An 18,787-nucleotide genomic window follows, 5' to 3' on the forward strand; every position below is an offset into this window, starting at 1 on the left:
ATGCAGATCGACCCCGTCCTCGCTAGCGCCGCGCAATCGGGCGCGGCCATCATCGTCCTGCTGGACGCGCTGGCCAAATGGAGACGCCCCGCCGCGTTCCGCAACGCACTCGCGGCATGGCAGATCGTGCCCGAGGCGCTCGTCCGGCCGGGCGCCATCGCGATAGCGGCAGCCGAAACGCTCGGCGCGCTCGCGCTACTCTGCAGGCAAGCGCGACTCGAGGGCGCGACGCTGCTCATCGTCCTGTTCGCGCTCTTCGCGGCGGGTCTCGTAGTCAACATCCTGCGCGGCCATACTGACATAGACTGCGGCTGCTCCGGCCTGGCTTCCGTCGCGCCGGGCGGACTCGACACCATCCCGCGCGGCATTGGCTGGTGGCACGTCGCACGGCTCGGGTTTCTCGCCGCACTCACGGCTACCGCGTACCTGGAGCGCACGGCGCGTCCCGCCGTCTCGTTCGACTATCTCACTCTTTTATTCGCTGTCCTCTCGATCGTCTGTGCACTGCTCACGCTGGACGCACTGATCGCCAATGGCCCGAAGCTTGAACACTTGAGGAATTCATGATGCAAACCGCTCTCGCCGTTTCCACCGCCATGCTGTGGGCAGCCGTTCTTGCTCTCGGCGCGATCTGCCTTGCACTCGTTCGTCAGGTCGGCATCCTGTACGAGCGCATCATGCCGGTCGGCGCGCTGATGATCGACAAGGGCCCCGCGGTCGGCACATTCGCGCCGGTTTTCGAACTGGCCGACATCCACGGTCGCGCGGTCAAGATCGGTGGCCTCGACGCAACTGGCAAAGCCACCCTGCTGTTCTTCCTGTCGCCTACGTGCCCGGTCTGCAAGAAGCTCCTGCCGCTGCTGCCCTCGATTCAGGCAAGCGAAGCGACGCTGGTCAACGTCGTGCTGACAAGCGACGGCGACCTGGCCGACCACAAGCGCTTCGTGCAGAAGCAACAGCTCGAACGCTTTCCGTATGTGCTTTCCCAGGAACTCGGCATGGCTTACCAGATCGGCAAGCTGCCATACGCCGTCCTGCTCGACGAAAGCGGCAAGGTGCGTGCGAAGGGACTCGTCAACACGCGCGAGCACCTCGAAAGCCTGTTCGAAGCGAAGGAACGTGGCGTCGCGTCCCTGCAGCAGTACGTGCACGGTGAACAGCACGCGTGACGGCCACCCTCTCATTCAATCTGACCGGAGATTTCCTGTATGGCGTGGTTTGATTCATGGTTCGAGCATTCGGCGCGCGGCGTGGCGCAGCGCAGCTCCAGGCGCAGCGCGATGGCGCAGCTAGGCAAGGTACTGGTCGGTTCGGCGCTCGTCCCCTTGTTGCCCGTCGATCGCACGGCTTACGCAGCAGACAAGCCGGCCGTCGCAAGCGGTGCGGGGGCGACAGCCCTCGCGCCAGGCGTAGACGACCCCACAAGCTGCGACTACTGGAAGTACTGCGCAATCGACGGCTGGCTCTGCAGCTGCTGCGGCGGCACGTCGAGCAGTTGTCCGCCCGGCACCACGGCGTCGCCGATCACATGGATCGGCACCTGCCGCAATCCACACGACGGCTCCGACTACATCGTTTCGTACAACGACTGCTGCGGCAAAACTTCCTGCGGCCAATGCTTCTGCAACCGCAATGAACGCGAAAAGCCGCTCTACAAGCTTTCTCTCAACAACGACATCAACTGGTGCATGGCGAACAGCAATTCGAACTACCACTGTTCGGTTTCCGTGCTTCTGGGAGCCGCGAAACAATGACAACGAGTGCCCTCAAGTCCCTCGGCACCGCCGCGCTGTTCGCGCTCGGTATGGCATCCGGCATGGTCCGTGCGGAAGCGATCCACTTCCCGGCAGGCAAGGCCACCTTCGACGCCCGCTGCGCCGTCTGTCATCAGGCAGGCGGCAAGGGCCAGGACGGCCTCGCACCGCCGCTCACCGCGTATCCCGGCCACTATGCAGCATCGGCACAAGGCCGGCATCAGCTTCCGGATACGGTCCTGCACGGCATGTATGGGGAAATCCATGTCGCCGATAAGACCTATAACTTCAAGATGCCCAACTTCGACAGCCTGAGCGACGATGAACTCGCCCAGGTGCTGAACTACGTCGTATTCGATCTGAACGCCAGCAGCCACGGCAGTGCGAAACCGTTCACAACGGCGGAAATCAAAGCCGCACGCGCGAAATCGATGGACGCCGGCGCCGTCTACGCGCAACGCACGGCCGTCACGAAAGCGCTGGGCCTGCGATGATGTTCGTGGTTCGGTCGATAGCTTGTTGCCTCGCGATGGTCTCGCTCTGGGCGGGTGCCGCGACCGCGGGCGAGGCAGGCGAGGTAGGCGCGGTCAGCGTCGCGAGCCGTTCGTGGCCCCTCGCCCAGCAGCACTGGATCCAGAACTGCATGGGTTGCCACACGGCCAGCGGAGGCGGCATTACCGGCAAAGTCCCGCCACTTGCGCATTCGCTTGGCTATTTCGAGCGAGTACCCGGCGGGCGCGAGTACGTCATGCGCGTGCCGGGCGCGTCCAATTCCGCACTCTCGGATCAACAGTTGGCCGACGTGCTGAACTGGCTGCTCACGACAATGAACAGCGAGGCGCTTCCACCGGACTTCAAGCCCTATACGGCGGCAGAAGTCGCGCAACATCGCCGCCCGGCGTATGCGGACGTCGCGCCTCGCCGGGCGGCGCTAGTGCGTGAAATGCAGCGGCGTGGCATTCACAACGTCGCGCCCGTTTACTGATCCGGCCGCCGCGCAACCGTGCGGCCTGCCCTTACCTCCGCGCACCGCGCCATTCAGGCCGCGGGTCCGCGCCCTATTGCGAGGCGCAATGCCTCGATATCGAGAACATCGATCACGCGATAGCGGGTTTCGATCCACCGCGCCGCCCGGAACTGCCTCAAGGCCGCCGCAACCGCCTCTCGCGTCACCCCCAGTGCTTCGGCGATATCCGTCTGCCGCACATTGACAGACCGTAGGCCTGCGCTGCGCTCCACCTCGACGACGACAAACTGCGCGACCCGTTGTGGCACCGAGAGACGGAGAGCGCTGTCGAGCCGGTCCGCCGCATGAATCAGTCTTTCGGCGAGTTCGGCGAGCAGGCGGTCGCGCAGGTCGGGCTTGCGGTTCAGCAGGTCCCTGAACTGGCGGTCGGAGATCCACAGCAGCCGCACGGCTCCCACCGCCACGGCATCATGCGTGCGCGGACGGCCCGTGAGCAACGGAATCTCGCCGAACGTCTCCCCCGGCCCGAAAACGGCCGCATTCACCTTGCGCCCGTCTTGATCGAGACGGCTGAAACTGACCTGACCTTCGATGATGACCTGCAGCGAACGATTGTGATCGCCCTGCCGATGGATCGTCTGCCCCGACCGGTAGCGCACTTCCTTGCCCTCGGCGAACAACTCGGCTCGCGTTGCCGCGTCGAGCGTCGCGAACAGCAGATGGGCGCCGCTAAAGGCCTGGACAGTCATCGCTAACCCCAACATTGTGAACTACTTCATATTCTACCCGCCACCCGGCTGATAAATATCTTGCGTGGCAAGCGTGGCACCGCTTCCCGTCAGGGGAAAAACCGGTGCCGATCATTTCACGAGCCAGGCAAATACAGAATGAACGATGGAGACACCACAAGGACGGAGCGCGATGGCGCTGCGCCGGGGGCGTTCCGCCTCGAAATAGCGGACGGCGCAGGATCCGGCTGGCTACGCCCAGGCGAAAGCGTGCTCAAGGCGGCAGTGCGTCAGGGCATCCGCATACCGCACCTCTGCATGACAGGAGAATGCGGTTCGTGCCGCTGCCGCCTCGTGCGCGGGAAGGTCCGGCTCAAACGCGATATTTCCAGCCATGTCGATGCCGAGGCATTGCAAAGGGGCCACCTGCTGGCATGCCAGAGCGAAGCGCAAAGCGACATTGTGCTCGCGGTGCCGGGCCTTTCGCGTGGCATGGACGCAGGCATGCTGATCAACATCGACTGCCAGATCAAATCCGTTGAGGACCTGAATCACGACATCCGGCTGGTTACAGTTGAACTTGGCGAGCCTCTCGCTTACCGCGCGGGGCAATACGCACAGCTTTGCGTACCCGGGCATCCTTCGTTGGCGTCGATGCCGCGTTGCTATTCGTTCAGTTCAGCTCCGCAAGATCAGCCGCAAACCAAGGTGCAATTCCACGTGCGGCGCGTACCGGGCGGTCAGTTCACCGAATGGCTGTTTGCCGACGACCGCATCGGCTATCCACTCACCATGACAGGCCCGCTTGGCGATTTTGGCTTTCGAAACGATGGCCGCGCGGTCGTGTGCGTGGCGGGCGGCAGCGGACTCGCGCCTATCAAGGCCCTGCTCGAACACATGAGCCAATTGCCGGGTACGCCAGACACGACGCTCTTCTTCGCCGCCCGTAGCCAGCGCGACCTGTACTGCATGGACGAGCTGGAACGCCTGCAACGGGAGTGGCCCGCCCCCGGGCGCCTGCTCGTGCTCCCCGTCCTCTCCAGCGAAGCCTCCGATTCAGGCTGGGAGGGCTTACGGGGATTCTGCACCGACCATCTCGAACGCTTTTGCAGTCTGGCGGAGACCAGCTTCTACCTGTGCGGGCCGCCACCGATGATCGACGCAACACTGGAAAAGCTGCATGGACAAACGCCGCCGCATTGCATCCACTACGACCGCTTCTTCGACCGCAGCCATCTCGCCGAAGCCACCGCCTGATCCCCATCGCCAGAGCCAATCATCATGATGAAGAAAACCCTTATCGTCAGCCTGCTGCTGTCCCTCGCTGTGCACGCCCACGCTGCCAGCGCCCCGATTCACCTCACCATTGGCGGCGCGGTCAAGAACTCGTCGCGCATGAACATCACGCCCGAGCGCTCGCGCATCGACGTCCTCGTCGAAGGCGCGGGCGTCATCACGGCGCAGGGCAGGACCGTCCGTTTCTACGCACTCTGCAACGTGGTTGACACGCTGGACGGCACGAAACAGGTCGAGGGCACCGGCGACTGCGAGCTGAAGTCGACCGGCGGCGGCGTCGCCTATCTCCACTACAAGGGGGACGCCGAACACGCCGATCGCGGTCAGATTGCCATCGAAAGCGGCACGGGCGACTTCGCCGGCATCTCGGGCAATGTGGCAGTCGAGGCCAGCGTCAATCCGACCAAGGTGGGCAAGGCGGTCTTCCTTATGGAAGACCAGCGCGACAGCGCCCGCCAACCGTGAGCGAGGAGAACGAGCATGAATGTCGCGATCGTGTTTGGCTTGATGTTTTTCCTGCTCGCGCTGGATCTGTCGACGGGGCAATTCCGCAACCCGCAAGCGTCGAGCAAGCGTGAACTCAGCATCAACGTGTTGAGCCAGATCCTGACGTTTTCGGTTCGGGCGTTGCTGCTCGCCGCGCTCGCCTGGCCGATTGCCCACATTCTTCCGCAATGGAAGGGCGCACTGGCTCATGCCCCGGTGTGGTCGATGTTCCTCGTCATCCTCGTCATCGACGACTACCTGAATTACTGGCTGCATCGCATGGCGCATCAGTGGCCGCTCCTGTGGCGCCTGCACAAGCCTCATCACACGCCGACCTACCTGAATGTCCTGATGGCAGGACGGGAAAATACGTTCTACTACTTTCTCGTACCGGCCTTGTGGATGGCGCCCGTATTGATCTATCTCGGCGCCGGCACCGCTTCCGCGATTGTCTTCGGTTTCAAGGGCGTCGTGACGCTCCTTCAGCATACGGGCTATCGCTGGGACCTTTGGGTCCGGCGAAATCGCGGCGGCCGTCTGCTGCTCGATATCGTGGAAAAAGTCGTGGTGCTGCAGGACTTTCACCACGCGCATCATGGCATTGGCCGTTACGGCAATGCGTCCGCGAACTACGGCAATATCCTCTGCGTCTGGGATGTGCTGCACGGCACGACCCGTCAGCGGCAACCGCAGCGACAGGACGCCTACGGCGTGCCCGCAGGCATGCCCGTGGAACCCGGCATGGTGCAACTGTTCTGGCCGCTTCTGCGTGACGGGCGTCCGGGTGTGAAGCAAGCGGCGACCTTGACCCAGAGTTCGGAAGCGCAACTGGCTGCCGCAGATGCCGTGATTGTCACGGCCAGTGGCATCGCCATTGCCGTCACAAACTAGAAAAGGAGGCTTGCCGGTCGAATCGTCAAGGTTTCGCCGGCAGTCCAACTTCATGACCGGCGTGACGGCGGCGACGAGCACAGCCGGCGACAAGTGATGTTTGCTGGTTCGGCTTGAGCCGTGCTCGTTGCACGAGCAACGATAAAGCCGCTTCAGACTCCCATCTGAAGCGGCTTTATCGTTTGCCGATATCCGGCTCACCCTGCGTTTCCCATACCCGCCAATCTTACGCAACGCGCATTACCGGCCCTCTGCGTTCTGGGGGGAATACACACCACGACCCGTCATCGTGCCGGAAGAACAAAATAGAAAGAACACCTGACGAATTCGCAGCTTCGACGCGTACATAACGCCACGCGCGTCGGCGGCAATATCCGAAACCAGTGACCCGTGGCCGCCTTTCCGGGCTCGTACCAATCCACTTCTCAACGAGCCGGCGCAGCGATCGTTCCGCGGTTTTCATCGATATCTCCAATGCCATCTGTGCGCAGCATGCTGACCGGGGATCGAGAGGCCCTTCCTGAAACAAGGCAGTTGCGCAGTACCTTCACAAAGTGCGCCCAAACCGGGCTACTCCGGGTATCAAAGATAACGCCTGTCGAAGCTAACCCTCCCCCCCAAAAAGCGTGGGTATCTCGCGCGTCACTACTGCGTGCCATGCCTGCGGGGAGCGCCCTTATGCGATCAGCACTCGTTGCCACAAAGCGCCCGGCCTCGAGTGCGGCGAGGCACGCTCGGACTTTTGTGCCGCCCGAGTGCAACACCCAGGCCGTGGCAGATCCTGGCGTAACCGGAATGGATGCCGACAGCGCTGCTCAACTCGCTGCCGCGCCCAAAAGATCCGCTTCCAACATGGCGAGGCCTATCACCCCCAATGCTGGGGGGGAGACCGCGTCCGTCACTTGCCTACGCTTGATCATCCGAGGCAACGAGATCGCCACGGACCGCAACCCCTTAACCTCTTCGTCAAAGCGATGGATGCAATGCTCCTATCGAACGCATTGTTGAACCCGGGCTCGGTCGCCGTGGTCGGCGCGTCCGACGACCCTGCCCGCATAGGCGGCCGCCCAGTCGAATCCATGCGACGGCTCGGATTCACTGGCCGCATCCTTCCGGTCAACCCGCACCGGCATGAAGTGCAGGGACTGCCTGCCTATGCCTCGATCGCCGCGTTGCCGGAAACGCCGGACGCCGCGATCGTCGCCGTACCCGCCCCGCAGGCGCTGGATGCTGTGAAAGCACTGGCCGAACGCGGCGTGCGCGTGGCTATCGTGTTCAGCGCGGGCTTTGCGGAAACAGGCGCGCAGGGCCACGCACTGCAAGACGACCTGGCCGCTGCGGCACGCCGCGGCGGCATGCGGCTCCTCGGGCCGAACGCACTCGGCTATGTGAATTTTCACAGCGGTTTTACCGGCAGCTTTCTCTCGACCGATATCGTGGCTGCCGTACGGCCCGGTAACGTCGGCATCGTCAGCCAGTCCGGCGCGTACGGAGGACACCTTCTTGCCGCGGCCGCCGACGCTGGTATTGGCGTGTCCAGCGTGTTCATGACGGGCAATGAGGCCGATCTTGCGTTGGCCGACATCATTCAGATGATGGCGGCGGACCCTCAGACGACGGTCATCGCGGTCTACGCGGAAGGCATCCATAACGGCCCGTGCCTGCTCGCCGCGCTGCAGGCCGCGCGTAACGCACGCAAGCCGGTCGTCATGATGAAGGTGGGCCGCAGCGTGCTGGGCAGTGCCGCCGCGCGATCACACACGGCGTCGATCGCCGGAAACGACGCGGTATGCGACGCCGTGCTCGCTGAACTCGGAGTCGTGCGCGCCAGCACCACTGAAGCGCTTCTTGACATCGTGCGCCTTGCCACGCGTGGCGTCTTTCCAGAATGCAATACGCTTGGCGTGGTCACGGTTAGCGGAGGCGCCGGCGTCATCGCTTCGGATGCAGCGGAAGCATTGAAACTGCCCATGCCGGAAATGCCAGCGCAAGCACAAGCCCGCCTGCTCGAGTTATTGCCGATTTGCACGCCTCGAAATCCGGTCGACACGACCGGTCAGTTCGTCAACGACCCGTCCATGATCGAGCCGTTTGTCGACCTCATGCTGAGCGAAGGCGGCTATCAGACGTTGCTCGGGTTCTTCACCTACGCGGGCACCGCGCCCGATGCGTGGCAAGGCCTGCTCGAGCGGTTAAGCCGGGTGCGCTCGCGCCACCCGGACCGCCTCTACGCGCTAATCCTGCGCGGGCCGCGCGAAACGCTGAACATCTTCGAAGAACACGGCTTCACCGTCTTCGAAGACCTCAATCGCGCGATCGTGGCCATTGCCGCCATGGGACAGATTGGCCGCGCCTTCGCAATGGACGCCCGCTCATGCGCCCCTGCCCCTGCGCTGGCACCGATCGCGCTGCCGTCCGGCCAACTCAGCGAAGCGCAGGCCAAACGACTGCTCGCCAGCGCGGGTATTGCCAGCGCCCCGGAACGGGCCTGCGCCGATGTCGATACTGCCGTGCGGGCGGCCCGCGAATTCGGCTACCCCGTGGTATTGAAAATCCTGTCGCCGGATATCCTTCACAAGTCCGAGGCAGGCGGCGTATTGCTCGACGTACGCGACGAAAACGCCGTACGCAGCGGCTTCAGCACTCTCCTGCGGCAAGCCCGCAACGCGATGCCGCAGGCCCGGTTGGACGGCGTGCTGGTTGCGCAGCAGATCACGGGCGGTGTGGAATGCATCATGGGCATTCAGCGCGATCCGGTTTTCGGCCCCATCGCGATGTTCGGCCTGGGCGGCATATTCGTCGAGATCCTCCATGACGTCGTGCTCCATCGTTGTCCGTTCGGCGTGGACGTCGCCGAGCGCACGATCCGCTCGATTCGCGGCGCGCCATTGCTGCTTGGCGCTCGCGGCCGGCCAGTTGCCGACATTGCCGCGCTCGCGCGCATGCTCTCGCAACTCTCGGCCTTCGCGGTCGCCGCCGGGCCCCGCCTGCAATCGCTTGATCTCAATCCTGTTTTCGCCATGCCGGAGGGCGGCGGCGCTTTGGCGGCCGACGCGGCAATCGTCGTCGACGAAGCGACACAGTCGTGAGTCCCCCCCGCGTTTGACCATTCATCGGCAGTCCCTGGTCCCTCCCTTAGAAAAGGAACTTCCCGCGCCATGAACGAAAGCCCCCTGCACTTCACCGACCTGTCGCTGCTCGTACACCCGAAATCCATCGCGTTGATTGGCGCATCGGAGCGGCCCGACAGCATCGGTGGCCGCACTTTGGAGAATCTGACCGTCTGGTCCGATTTTCGCGGCGAGCTGCACCTCGTCAATCCGGGCTACGACAACATTCACGGACGGCCCTGCGTTCCCTCCATACGCGATCTCGATCAGGCTCCCGATCTGGCGATCCTGGCGGTGCGGGCCGACGCCGTGCTGGAGACGCTGCGCGATTGTGGCGAGCACGGGGTGAAGTTCGCGATAGTCTTCACATCGGGCTTCGGCGAAACCGGCGAGACCGGGAAAGCGATCGAAGCGCGCATGCGTGAAATCGCGACGAGCACCGGCATGCGGATCTACGGCCCGAACTGCCCCGGCGTGAACAACATGAATGCGCGTCTCGGCCTGTGTTTTTCGCCCGCGTGGCGCATCGACCAGCGGCCCGGTCCGATTGGCGTCGCGACCCAGGGCGGCGGCCTCGGCCGCGCCTTCATCCAGGGCATGGATCGCGGCTTGGGCATCGGTCTCTGGTGCTCCGGCGGCAACGAGGCCGACCTCGAAGTCAGTGACTTTATCTACTACATGGCCGAAGCGCCCGACATCAAGGTCATCGTGACGACTCTCGAGGGCGTGCGTAACGGACCGCGCTTCATGGCAGCCGCGCTGCACGCCGCGCGCCTCGGCAAGCCGATCGTCGCGCTGAAGGTCGGTAAATCGGCGTACGGCGCAAAAGCGGCACAGTCGCATACCGCCGCCATTGCGGGCGTCGCGGCAATCAATAGCGCCGTGTTCCGTGAGTTGGGCATCGTCGAGGTTGACGACATCGACGAATTGATCGACATCGCTTCGTTGCTGTCCCGCGCCCGACCCACTGGCCGCGAGCAGGTCGCCGTGTATAGCTTCTCCGGCGGCACCGCCGCACTCGCATCCGATATGGTCGGGCTGGCCGGCCTGCCGCTCGCGGCGTTCGCCGCGCAAACGCTGCAAAAGCTTCGTGACGCCCTCCCTGGCTACGCCGCGATCGACAACCCGGTCGATGTCACCGCGGAAGTGCTCGTCAATGCCGAAGTGAGCTACGCCACCTTGAAAGCGACGGCGAGCGATCCGAACACGGACATCGTGCTCGTGCCGATTCCCGTCGAATATGGAAAGACCACGGCGCTACTCGGCGAAAGCCTCGTCAAAGTGCAGCGCGAGGTGAGCACGCCGATCGTCCCCGTGTGGATGAGCGACCGTACCGGCGCAGGACATCGCACGATCATTGAAGGCGGGTTGATGCCGATGCGTGCCGTCGGCAGCGCCGTGCTGGCCGTCAAGCGGTTCATCGAATACGGGCGCTGGCGAACCCGCTTCAACAATGCGTGGACCCCACTGGGCGCAACCGCATCACACGCGGCGAGCCTTCATCTTTCTGAAACCGAAACGAAGGCGCTATTGGCAAAAGTGGGCATTCCCGTGCCAGATGGCCGCGTCGCCCGCGCCGCCGATGAGGCGGCACGAATCTGGCGCGACGTCGCAAACGGCAAAGCGGTCATGAAGATCGTCAGCGCTTCCATTACCCATAAGACCGATATGGGCGGCGTGCGGCTCGGCATAGCATCGGAGAGCGAAGCGATGGCTGCGTTCGAGGAAATTCAGGCAAACGGCCTGCGACTATGCGCAGCTCCCGATGTCGAAGGCGTGCTGGTAGAGCCGATGCTGTGCGCGCCGTTCGTGGAAGTGGTGGTGGGGATTCACCAGGATCCGGTATTTGGCCACGTGTGCACGTTCGGACTCGGTGGCGTCAGCATCGAACTTTTCAAGGACGTTAGCAGACGACTGCTTCCGCGCACGGCGCAGTCAGCCCGGCAGATGATCGAGGAGACCCGCTGCCACGCCCTGCTCGACGGCTTTCGCGGCCAGCGCACCTATGACATCGACGCGCTGATCGATGCGCTGCTGAAGCTGAGCGATTTCGTCACGCGCCATGCCGATTCGATTGGCGAACTGGAAATCAATCCGCTCGCTGTGCGACCGCAAGGATGCGGAGTCGTGGCACTCGACGCGGTGCTCTGCTATCGAGAAAGGAAGCCGGGCGACAGCCCGCTGACGCCCGGCTCCATCGATTGACGCGCGCAACGCCTGCAACCGCCTATCGGGTCTCGCGGGCCTTGCCGTTCCAGTAAGGCTCGCGCAGATCCTTCTTCAGGATCTTCCCGGCCCCGGAAAGCGGCAGCGCGTCACGAAACTCCACGGTTTTCGGGCATTTGTAGCTCGCGACGAACTCGCGGCAATGCTCGCGCAGCGCCGCTTCGTCAAGCTTCGCACCGGGCTTGCGCACCACCACGGCGTGGACAGCCTCGCCCCAGTGCTCATGGGGCACGCCAATCACCGCGCACATCGCCACGGCGGGATGACGCGCGATCACATTCTCGATCTCGGCGGAATAGACGTTCTCGCCGCCGGTCACGATCATGTCCTTGATGCGATCGACGATGAACACATAGCCCTGCTCGTTCATGTATCCGCCATCGCCGGTGTGGAACCAGCCGTTGCGCATCGCGCGCGCCGTTTCTTCCGGCTTGTTCCAGTAGCCCGGCGTGATATTAGGACCGCGAACGACAATTTCGCCGACTGTACCGCGCGGCACCTCTCGGCCGTCGCCGTCGACGATCCGAATGGTGACGCCAATCCCGCCGCGCCCAACCGAACGCGAAAGTCCGCTGCGACGCGCAGCCTCGCTGTGATTCTCCGGCGGATTGCTCGACACGACGGGGCACGTCTCGGTCAGGCCGTAGCTGTGCGAAAGCTCGATCCCCGGAAACTGCACAAGCAGCTGTTCGACCATCGCGCCGGCACTGGGCGAAGCGCCGTAGTAGAGCCGGCGCAGGCTGCTCAGGTTGTAATGCGCGAGATCGGGACGCGCGAGCAGCGCCTGAATCATCGTCGGCACCAGCACCGACTCCGTCACGCCCTCCCGTTCGATGGTCGCGAGCAATTCGCCTGCATCGAACGACGGCACCAGCACGTGCGTGCCGCCCGCGAGGAATTGCGTCACGACGCGCCCAAGCCCCGCTACGTGAAAGAGCGGTGCAACGTGCATGACAACACAATTGGGCGGCTGCGGCATCTCCGCCAGACGAGGCACGCAACCGGACCAGAGATTCAGATGCGTCTGCATCACGCCCTTCGGAAAGCCCGTCGTACCGCCGGTGTACATGATGCAGGCGAGATCATTGCCACCGCGCCAGGCGTCCTCGATGGGCGGCGTATTGGCGATCAGTGTCTCGAACGAGAGCATGCCTTCGGGCGCCACACCGTCGCCTGCATAAATCACGAGGGGCGCGTGCTTCGCCTTCGCGCGAATGGCCTCGACATGGGGCAGGAACGCATCGTCGACGAACAGGATGCGCGTATCGCAATCGTCCAGCGAGTAGACGATTTCCGGCACGCTCCAGCGCACGTTGATGGGATTGAGCACACCGCCCCCCCACCAGACACCCATGATGTACTCGACGTACCGGTCCGAATTCGGACCCAGCATGGCAACCCGGTCGCCGTGCGCCATGCCAAGGCCAACCAGAGCGCCCGCCAGGCGCGCGACACGCTCGCCAAATTCACCGTAGCTGCGGCGTCGACCGCGAAACGCAGTGGCAGTGCGGTCCGGATATTGCTGAACCGCGCGATGAAGGCATTGGGTGAGGTACATCGTGATTGTCTCCGTTATCAGTTTCCATATCGGAACGCGCGGCCCAGAAATGGAAGAAGCATCGTGTGCGCCAGTATGGCGGCGGGCGCGGGATCCCCGCCCCCTCGACTCAGGGGGCAGACGGGTCGAGCCCTGCGCATAAGTTCCGTTTCCGCCTTCGCCGAATGCCCCTCACGCACCTGGCGGACCTCCGCGCTGCGCTCGACCTCCCCCTTCTTGACGTCCTGATATTCCCGCTCTCCCCACCCGGCGCTTAAGTGCCGTCCTCGCCGCCCCCCGCGTTGGGGAGTGGCCCGGCGCACGCGGCTAGCGATGATTCGATCACCCCAGCGCCCTGCACAACCAAGGTTCGCTCGACAGCAGGACTCATCACGCATTCAAGACCGCGAGGTAAGCATGACCCGAACGCCAATACCGTATGGCATCACCGGCTATGGTGGCTATGTGCCCCGCCTGCGCATGCAGCGCGCCGCCATCGCCGCCGCTCATCGCTGGATGAGCGGCGCGGCTGGCTCCGCGCCGAAAGGCGAACGCGCCTTCTGCAGCTGGGACGAGGACAGCATCACAATGGCCGTCGAAGCGGCCCGCGACGCGCTCGGCCAACGCACGCGCACGAACATCGAAGCACTGACACTCGCCACGACGCGGCCCGCATTTGCCGACTTGCAAGGTGCGAGCATCGTCGCTGGCGCACTCGAGCTGCCCGCTAGCGTGCGTACGCTTGAAGTCGGCCAATCTCAGCGCGCCGGCGTTTCCGGCCTGCTGAACCATCTGCGCGCGGCGCGAGAGAACGTGCTGTTCGTCGCGAGCGATCATCCCTCGGCGAAGCCTGCCAGTGCACAGGAACTCACGTATGGGGCGGGTGCCGCCGCATTCACGCTAGGCAGCGAAGGGGTGATCGCCGAACTCATCGGCAGCGCGAGCGAAGCCAATCTGTTCGTCGATCATTTCCGCGCCGCCAACGGCAAGCACGACTACTACTGGGAAGAGCGCTGGATCCGCGACGAAGGCTACGCGAAGATCGTCCCGGCCACCGTCAAGGCCGCGCTCGAAAGCGCGGGCGTGCCGGCCGACGCGGTCGCGCACTTTGTATTCGCCGCACCGCTCAAGGGCGTGGGCGCAGCCGTGGCCAAGCGCGCCGGCATTGCCGCGCAGGCCGTCGCGGATCATCTCGACGAGCGCTGCGGCTACGCAGGCGCCGCGCATCCGTGTCTCATGCTCGCCGCCACGCTCGAACGCGCGCAACCGGGCGAGATCATCGCGGTGGCGGGCTTTGGCCAGGGATGCGACGTCCTCATCCTGAAGACGACCGACGCCATCGCATCGTTCAGTTCACGCCGTGGCGTGGCATGGGCCATCGCCGACGCCCAGGTGCATGGCGACTATCTGCGCATGCTCTCGTACGACAACGCCATCGACCTCGAATGGGGCATGCGCGCCGAGAAGCAGGTGAAGACTGCGTTCACCGAGCAATACCGCAGCGCGCACCAGCTCGGCGGGTTCGTGGCCGGCAAGTGCCGCTGCTGCGGCACCGTGCAGTTCCCGCAGCTCGCCTATTGCGTGAACGACAGGTGTCTCGCTCCCGCATTGCAATTTGCGCCCACCGCGCTCTACGACGAGGACGCGCAGGTGCTGACCATGACCGCCGACTGGCTCTCGTACCACCCAGCCCCCCCGCTCTATGTGGGCTTCGTGCAGTTCGATAACGGTGCGCGCGTGCTCATGGAAGTCACCGACGTCGGCACGGAAGGTCTCGATGTCGGTACGCCGCTGCGCATGGTGTTCCGCATCAAGGACATCGACAAGACGCGCAATTATCCGCGCTATTTCTGGAAAGCCACGCCGCTCGCGGCATAACGGAGGCGACAACCATGGCAAACGGTATCAAGGACAAGGTCGCCATCATCGGCATGGGCTGCTCGCGGTTCGGCGAGCGCTGGGACGCGGGCACACACGACCTGCTGGCCGAGGCGTTCAACGAAGCGCTCGCCGATGCGGGCATCGCACGCAACGAGATCGGCGCCGCGTGGTACGGCTCGTGCCTCGACGCGGTGAACGTCGGCAACTCGGCCATTCCGGCCTCGCTCGCGCTGCGCCTGGACGGCATTCCGTTCAGCCGCATGGAGAACATGTGCGCGACCGGCACCGAAGCGTTGCGAGGCGCGGCTTATGCGGTCGCTTCGGGCGCGGTGGATATCGCGCTCGCGATCGGCGCGGAAAAGCTCAAGGACACCGGTTACGGCGGCCTGCCGCCGACGTACAAGGGGACCATGAACGATTTGTGGCTGCCTCTCGGCTCCGCGCCCGCGGGCTTCGCGCAGCTCGCCGACGGCTATCGCACCCGCCACGGTATCGCGAAAGACGAACTCAAGCGCGCGCTTGCCCGCGTGTCGTGGAAGAGCCACCAGAACGGCGTGCTAAGCCCCAAGGCTCACCTGCGCAAAGCGGTGACGATGGAGCAGATCCTCGGCGCGCCGATCATCGCCGAACCGCTCGGCCTGTTCGACTGCTGCGGCGTGAGCGACGGCGCGGCGGCGGCCATTGTCACGACGCCGGAGATCGCGCGCGCGCTCGGCCGCAAGGACATGGTGACGATCAAGGCGATCCAGTTGAGCGTCAGCTCGGGCATCGAATCGACGACCAATGTGTGGGATGGCAGCCACGTTCGCAACACGCGCAATGCGGCGCAACGCGCCTATTCGGAGGCCGGCATCACGAACCCGCGCGAGCAGCTCGACTTGATCGAAGTTCACGACTGCTTCTCCATTACCGAACTCGTGACGATGGAAGACCTCTTCATCTCCGAAGCGGGTCGCGCCGTGCACGACGTGCTCGACGGCTTCTACGACCGCGACGGCGGCGTGCCGTGCCAGATCGACGGCGGCCTCAAGTGCTTCGGCCACCCCATCGCCGCCTCGGGTCTGCGTATGGCCTACGAAATCTACAATCAGTTGCAGGATCGCGCTGGCGAGCGCCAGCTCAAGAACCCGGCCATCGGACTCACGCACAACCTGGGCGGTGTCCCCTACCAGGGAATCGCCGCTATCAGCGTGCTGGGTCTTCACCACTAAAGGCGGATCTTCAGGATTCCGATTCAAGGAGGAGTACACAATGGGTTTGCTCGAAGGAAAGGTTGTCATCGTGACCGGCGCGGGCGCCGGAGTCGGCAAGGGTATTGCCTGCGAGGCCGCACGACAGGGCGCGCGCGTGGTCGTGAACGATCTCGGTGTGAATATCGACGGCTCCGGCGGCAGCGCCGGCCCCGCGCAACAGACCGTCGACGAGATCCGCGCAGCGGGTGGCGAGGCTACGGCCAATACCGATAGCGTGGCGGAATGGGACTCGGCCCAGAAGATCGTCCAGCAGGCGCTCGATACCTTCGGCCGCGTCGACGCCGTGGTCAACAACGCGGGCAATCTGCGCGACACCGTCTTCCACCGCATGACCGAAGAAGAGTTCGATGCCGTGGTCCGCGTCCACCTGAAGGGCTCCTGGAACATGTCGCGCGCCGCCGCACCGCACTTCAAGGCGCAGGAAAGCGGCGCCTTCGTGCACATGACCTCGACCTCGGGGCTGATCGGCAACTTCGGCCAGGCGAACTATGCCGCCGCCAAGATGGGCATCGTGGGGCTGTCCAAGTCCATTGCCATCGACATGCAACGCTTCAACGTGCGCTCGAATTGCATTGCGCCGTTCGCGTTCACGCGCATGGTGGGCAGCGTGCCGACCGAATCGGAAGAAGCGAAAGAGCGCATGAAGGTCTATATGACGATGGAGTCCGGCAAGATCGCCCCGTTCACGCTCGCCCTCCTCACCGACAACGCGAAGCACGTCAACGGCCAGATCTTCGGTGTGCGCAACAACGAGATCTACCTCTTCTCGCAGCCGCGTCCCATCCGCACCGCGCACACGGCGCAAGGCTGGACCGTGGAGTCGTGCGTGGAGCGCGCGATTCCGATGTTCGAGAAGTCGTTCTTCCCGCTCGAACTCTCGCGCGACGTCTTCGCCTGGGACCCGGTCTGACCGCAACCCTGCCGCGCCCAGCCAGCACGAAAAGGAACAGTACACATGGATTTCCAGCCTGATCGAAACCTCGAGGCCTTTCGGCAGAACGTGCGCGCCTTCCTGCGCGAGCGTCTGCCAGCGGACCTCGTCCGCCCGCTGCGCACCGGCACGCGCTCGGCGCGCGAGGACGTGACGCGCTGGCAGCGCATCCTCAACGAACAGGGTTGGGGCACGCCCTCGTGGCCAGCCGAACATGGCGGCCCGGGCTGGAGCGTGCAGGAGCGGCTCGCGTTCGACGAAGAGTGCATGAACGCGGGCGCCCCCACCCAGGACGGCGGCGCGCAGAAGCTGCTCGGCCCTGTGCTCAACGCATTTGGCACGCCGGAGCAGAAGGCGGCGCATCTGCCGTTGCTGCTGAACGGCGAGCGTCAATGGTGTCAGGGCTTTTCCGAGCCGGGCTCGGGTTCGGACCTCGCCTCGCTGCGCACGCGCGCCGATCGCGACGGCGACCACTACGTCGTCAACGGGCAGAAGATCTGGACGAGCTACGCGCATCGGGCCGACTGGATCTTCCTGCTGGTGCGCACCGATCAGGAAGCGAAGAAACAAGCCGGCATCAGCTTCCTGCTGGTTGACATGAAGACGCCCGGCATCACGGTGCGCCCGATCCGCAGCATCGACGACTGCCATCACCTGAACGAAACGTTCTTCGACAACGTGCGCGTGCCCGTGACGAATCGCGTGGGCGCCGAGGGCGAGGGATGGTCGATCACGAAGTTCCTGCTCAACAACGAGCACGCTTCGACGGCCGACCTGCCCGTCCTGCGGCGCTACCTGAAGCAGTTGCGCTCACTGGCGGTCGTCGCCCGGGATGGCGCGCGCCCGCTGATCGAACGCACGAGTTTCGCCCTGCGTCTCGCGCGTTTCGAAGCCGAAACGAACGCCATCGCCATGATGGTGCAGCGCGTGGCGGCACTCGAACAAGATCACAGCCCCGCAGCCCACGCAATGGGCTCGATCCTCAAGGTGCGCGCGACCGAACTGCAGCAGCAAATGAGCACGTTCGTGGTTGAGTCGCTCGGCGATCACGGCGCAGTCGCCTACCCGGGTCCACAGGAACGCGACGCCGCAGCGCTGCCGATGCAGGAGCTTGGCCGCGGCCTCGCAAACGAGATGTTCTTCCGCCGTGCTTCCACGATCTACGGCGGCACGAGCGAGGTCCAGCGCACCATCGTCGCGCGTTCGCTGTTTCAGTTCTGAGCGCCGACAGTCATATCGAAATCGAAGGAACCGACATGAAGACGTATCAAACGATCGCCGACCTTCAGCCGCTAGTCGGCGAAGTGATCGGCACGAGCGAGTGGACAACGATCGACCAGGCGCGCATCAATCTGTTCGCCGATGCCACCGGCGATCACCAGTGGATTCACGTGGACCCCGAGCGCGCGAAAGCCGGCCCGTTCGGCGGCGCGATCGCGCATGGCTTTCTCACGCTGAGCCTGCTGCCTGTGTTTTCCTCGACGGCGTATCGCATCGAGCAAAGCCGCATGGGCGTGAACTACGGCCTCGACAAAGTGCGCTTCCCCGCCCCGGTGCCAGTGGGCAGCCTCGTGCGTGCGCACTTCCGCTTGTTGTCCTGGGAGCCCCTCGACAACGGCGGCGCGCAGATAAAAGTCGAAATGACGGTGGAGCGCGAAGGCTCGGCCAAACCAGTCTGTATCGCCGAATCGATTTTACGGCGCTTTCCCTGAGATCCAGGGCAACGC

The 18,787-nt window shown here is 64.2% G+C and carries 17 protein-coding genes; 15 read left to right on the top strand and 2 right to left on the bottom strand.

Annotated features, from left to right (window positions below; all coding sequences use genetic code 11):
* Genes U5A57_RS15340 through U5A57_RS15360 form a run of 5 tightly spaced genes read left to right on the top strand, consistent with a single transcriptional unit; the run spans window position 1 to window position 2,739 of the window.
* Window positions 1-567, top strand: a complete 567-nt coding sequence (locus tag U5A57_RS15340; protein WP_321912168.1) for a MauE/DoxX family redox-associated membrane protein — start codon at window positions 1-3, stop codon at window positions 565-567.
* Window positions 564-1,169, top strand: coding sequence for a methylamine dehydrogenase accessory protein MauD (gene mauD / locus U5A57_RS15345; RefSeq protein WP_321912170.1), 606 nt, complete (start codon window positions 564-566; stop codon window positions 1,167-1,169). Before U5A57_RS15340 ends, mauD begins: the two co-directional genes overlap by 4 nt.
* A gap of 39 nt (window positions 1,170-1,208) precedes the next feature.
* Complete coding sequence (locus tag U5A57_RS15350) at window positions 1,209-1,754, top strand: methylamine dehydrogenase light chain (protein WP_321912172.1); 546 nt, start codon at window positions 1,209-1,211, stop codon at window positions 1,752-1,754.
* On the top strand, window positions 1,751-2,248 hold the full coding sequence (locus tag U5A57_RS15355) for a c-type cytochrome (protein WP_415774628.1): 498 nt from the start codon (window positions 1,751-1,753) through the stop codon (window positions 2,246-2,248). Before U5A57_RS15350 ends, U5A57_RS15355 begins: the two co-directional genes overlap by 4 nt.
* Window positions 2,249-2,283: 35 nt before the next feature.
* The gene (locus tag U5A57_RS15360) at window positions 2,284-2,739 is read left to right on the top strand and encodes a c-type cytochrome (RefSeq protein WP_415774629.1); all 456 of its coding nucleotides are present in this window, start codon (window positions 2,284-2,286) and stop codon (window positions 2,737-2,739) included.
* A gap of 53 nt (window positions 2,740-2,792) precedes the next feature.
* Here the strand turns inward: U5A57_RS15360 and U5A57_RS15365 are convergent, their stop codons facing one another.
* On the bottom strand, window positions 2,793-3,470 hold the full coding sequence (locus U5A57_RS15365; RefSeq protein WP_321912176.1) for a Crp/Fnr family transcriptional regulator: 678 nt from the start codon (window positions 3,468-3,470) through the stop codon (window positions 2,793-2,795).
* 249 nt (window positions 3,471-3,719) lie between these two features.
* Here U5A57_RS15365 and U5A57_RS15370 point away from each other — a divergent pair, with 249 nt between their 5' ends.
* From U5A57_RS15370 to U5A57_RS15390, 5 genes are all read left to right on the top strand, one after another.
* The gene (locus U5A57_RS15370) at window positions 3,720-4,706 is read left to right on the top strand and encodes a 2Fe-2S iron-sulfur cluster binding domain-containing protein (protein ID WP_321912178.1); all 987 of its coding nucleotides are present in this window, start codon (window positions 3,720-3,722) and stop codon (window positions 4,704-4,706) included.
* Window positions 4,707-4,730: 24 nt separating this feature from the next.
* Window positions 4,731-5,210 (top strand): hypothetical protein, encoded by a 480-nt coding sequence (locus U5A57_RS15375; RefSeq protein ID WP_321912179.1) that lies wholly within the window; start codon window positions 4,731-4,733, stop codon window positions 5,208-5,210.
* Between the two features lie 15 nt (window positions 5,211-5,225).
* On the top strand, window positions 5,226-6,122 hold the full coding sequence (locus tag U5A57_RS15380) for a sterol desaturase family protein (protein WP_321912181.1): 897 nt from the start codon (window positions 5,226-5,228) through the stop codon (window positions 6,120-6,122).
* A 626-nt stretch (window positions 6,123-6,748) separates the two neighbouring features.
* Complete coding sequence (locus U5A57_RS15385) at window positions 6,749-9,211, top strand: acetate--CoA ligase family protein (protein WP_321912182.1); 2,463 nt, start codon at window positions 6,749-6,751, stop codon at window positions 9,209-9,211.
* Between the two features lie 69 nt (window positions 9,212-9,280).
* Window positions 9,281-11,437 (top strand): acetate--CoA ligase family protein, encoded by a 2,157-nt coding sequence (locus tag U5A57_RS15390; protein WP_321912183.1) that lies wholly within the window; start codon window positions 9,281-9,283, stop codon window positions 11,435-11,437.
* Between the two features lie 22 nt (window positions 11,438-11,459).
* On the opposite strand, the gene U5A57_RS15395 is transcribed toward U5A57_RS15390, so the two are convergent.
* Window positions 11,460-13,016, bottom strand: a complete 1,557-nt coding sequence (locus tag U5A57_RS15395) for a long-chain-fatty-acid--CoA ligase (RefSeq protein WP_321912185.1) — start codon at window positions 13,014-13,016, stop codon at window positions 11,460-11,462.
* A 396-nt stretch (window positions 13,017-13,412) separates the two neighbouring features.
* Between U5A57_RS15395 and U5A57_RS15400 the strand changes: the two genes are divergently transcribed.
* The 5 genes from U5A57_RS15400 to U5A57_RS15420 are packed head-to-tail and all read left to right on the top strand — an operon-like array spanning window position 13,413 to window position 18,772.
* Complete coding sequence (locus U5A57_RS15400; protein ID WP_321912187.1) at window positions 13,413-14,873, top strand: 3-oxoacyl-[acyl-carrier-protein] synthase III C-terminal domain-containing protein; 1,461 nt, start codon at window positions 13,413-13,415, stop codon at window positions 14,871-14,873.
* A gap of 14 nt (window positions 14,874-14,887) precedes the next feature.
* Entirely contained in the window at window positions 14,888-16,087 is a 1,200-nt protein-coding gene (locus U5A57_RS15405; protein ID WP_321912189.1) for an acetyl-CoA acetyltransferase, read from the top strand.
* Window positions 16,088-16,127: 40 nt separating this feature from the next.
* Window positions 16,128-17,039, top strand: coding sequence for an SDR family NAD(P)-dependent oxidoreductase (locus U5A57_RS15410; RefSeq protein ID WP_321912191.1), 912 nt, complete (start codon window positions 16,128-16,130; stop codon window positions 17,037-17,039).
* Between the two features lie 45 nt (window positions 17,040-17,084).
* A complete protein-coding gene (locus U5A57_RS15415; RefSeq protein WP_321912193.1) occupies window positions 17,085-18,281 on the top strand; it encodes an acyl-CoA dehydrogenase in 1,197 nt (398 codons plus the stop codon).
* Between the two features lie 35 nt (window positions 18,282-18,316).
* The gene (locus tag U5A57_RS15420; RefSeq protein WP_321912195.1) at window positions 18,317-18,772 is read left to right on the top strand and encodes a MaoC family dehydratase; all 456 of its coding nucleotides are present in this window, start codon (window positions 18,317-18,319) and stop codon (window positions 18,770-18,772) included.
* Window positions 18,773-18,787 lie beyond the last annotated feature (15 nt).

Source organism: Paraburkholderia sp. J11-2 (genome assembly GCF_905220185.1).
Taxonomy (GTDB): Bacteria; Pseudomonadota; Gammaproteobacteria; order Burkholderiales; family Burkholderiaceae; genus Paraburkholderia.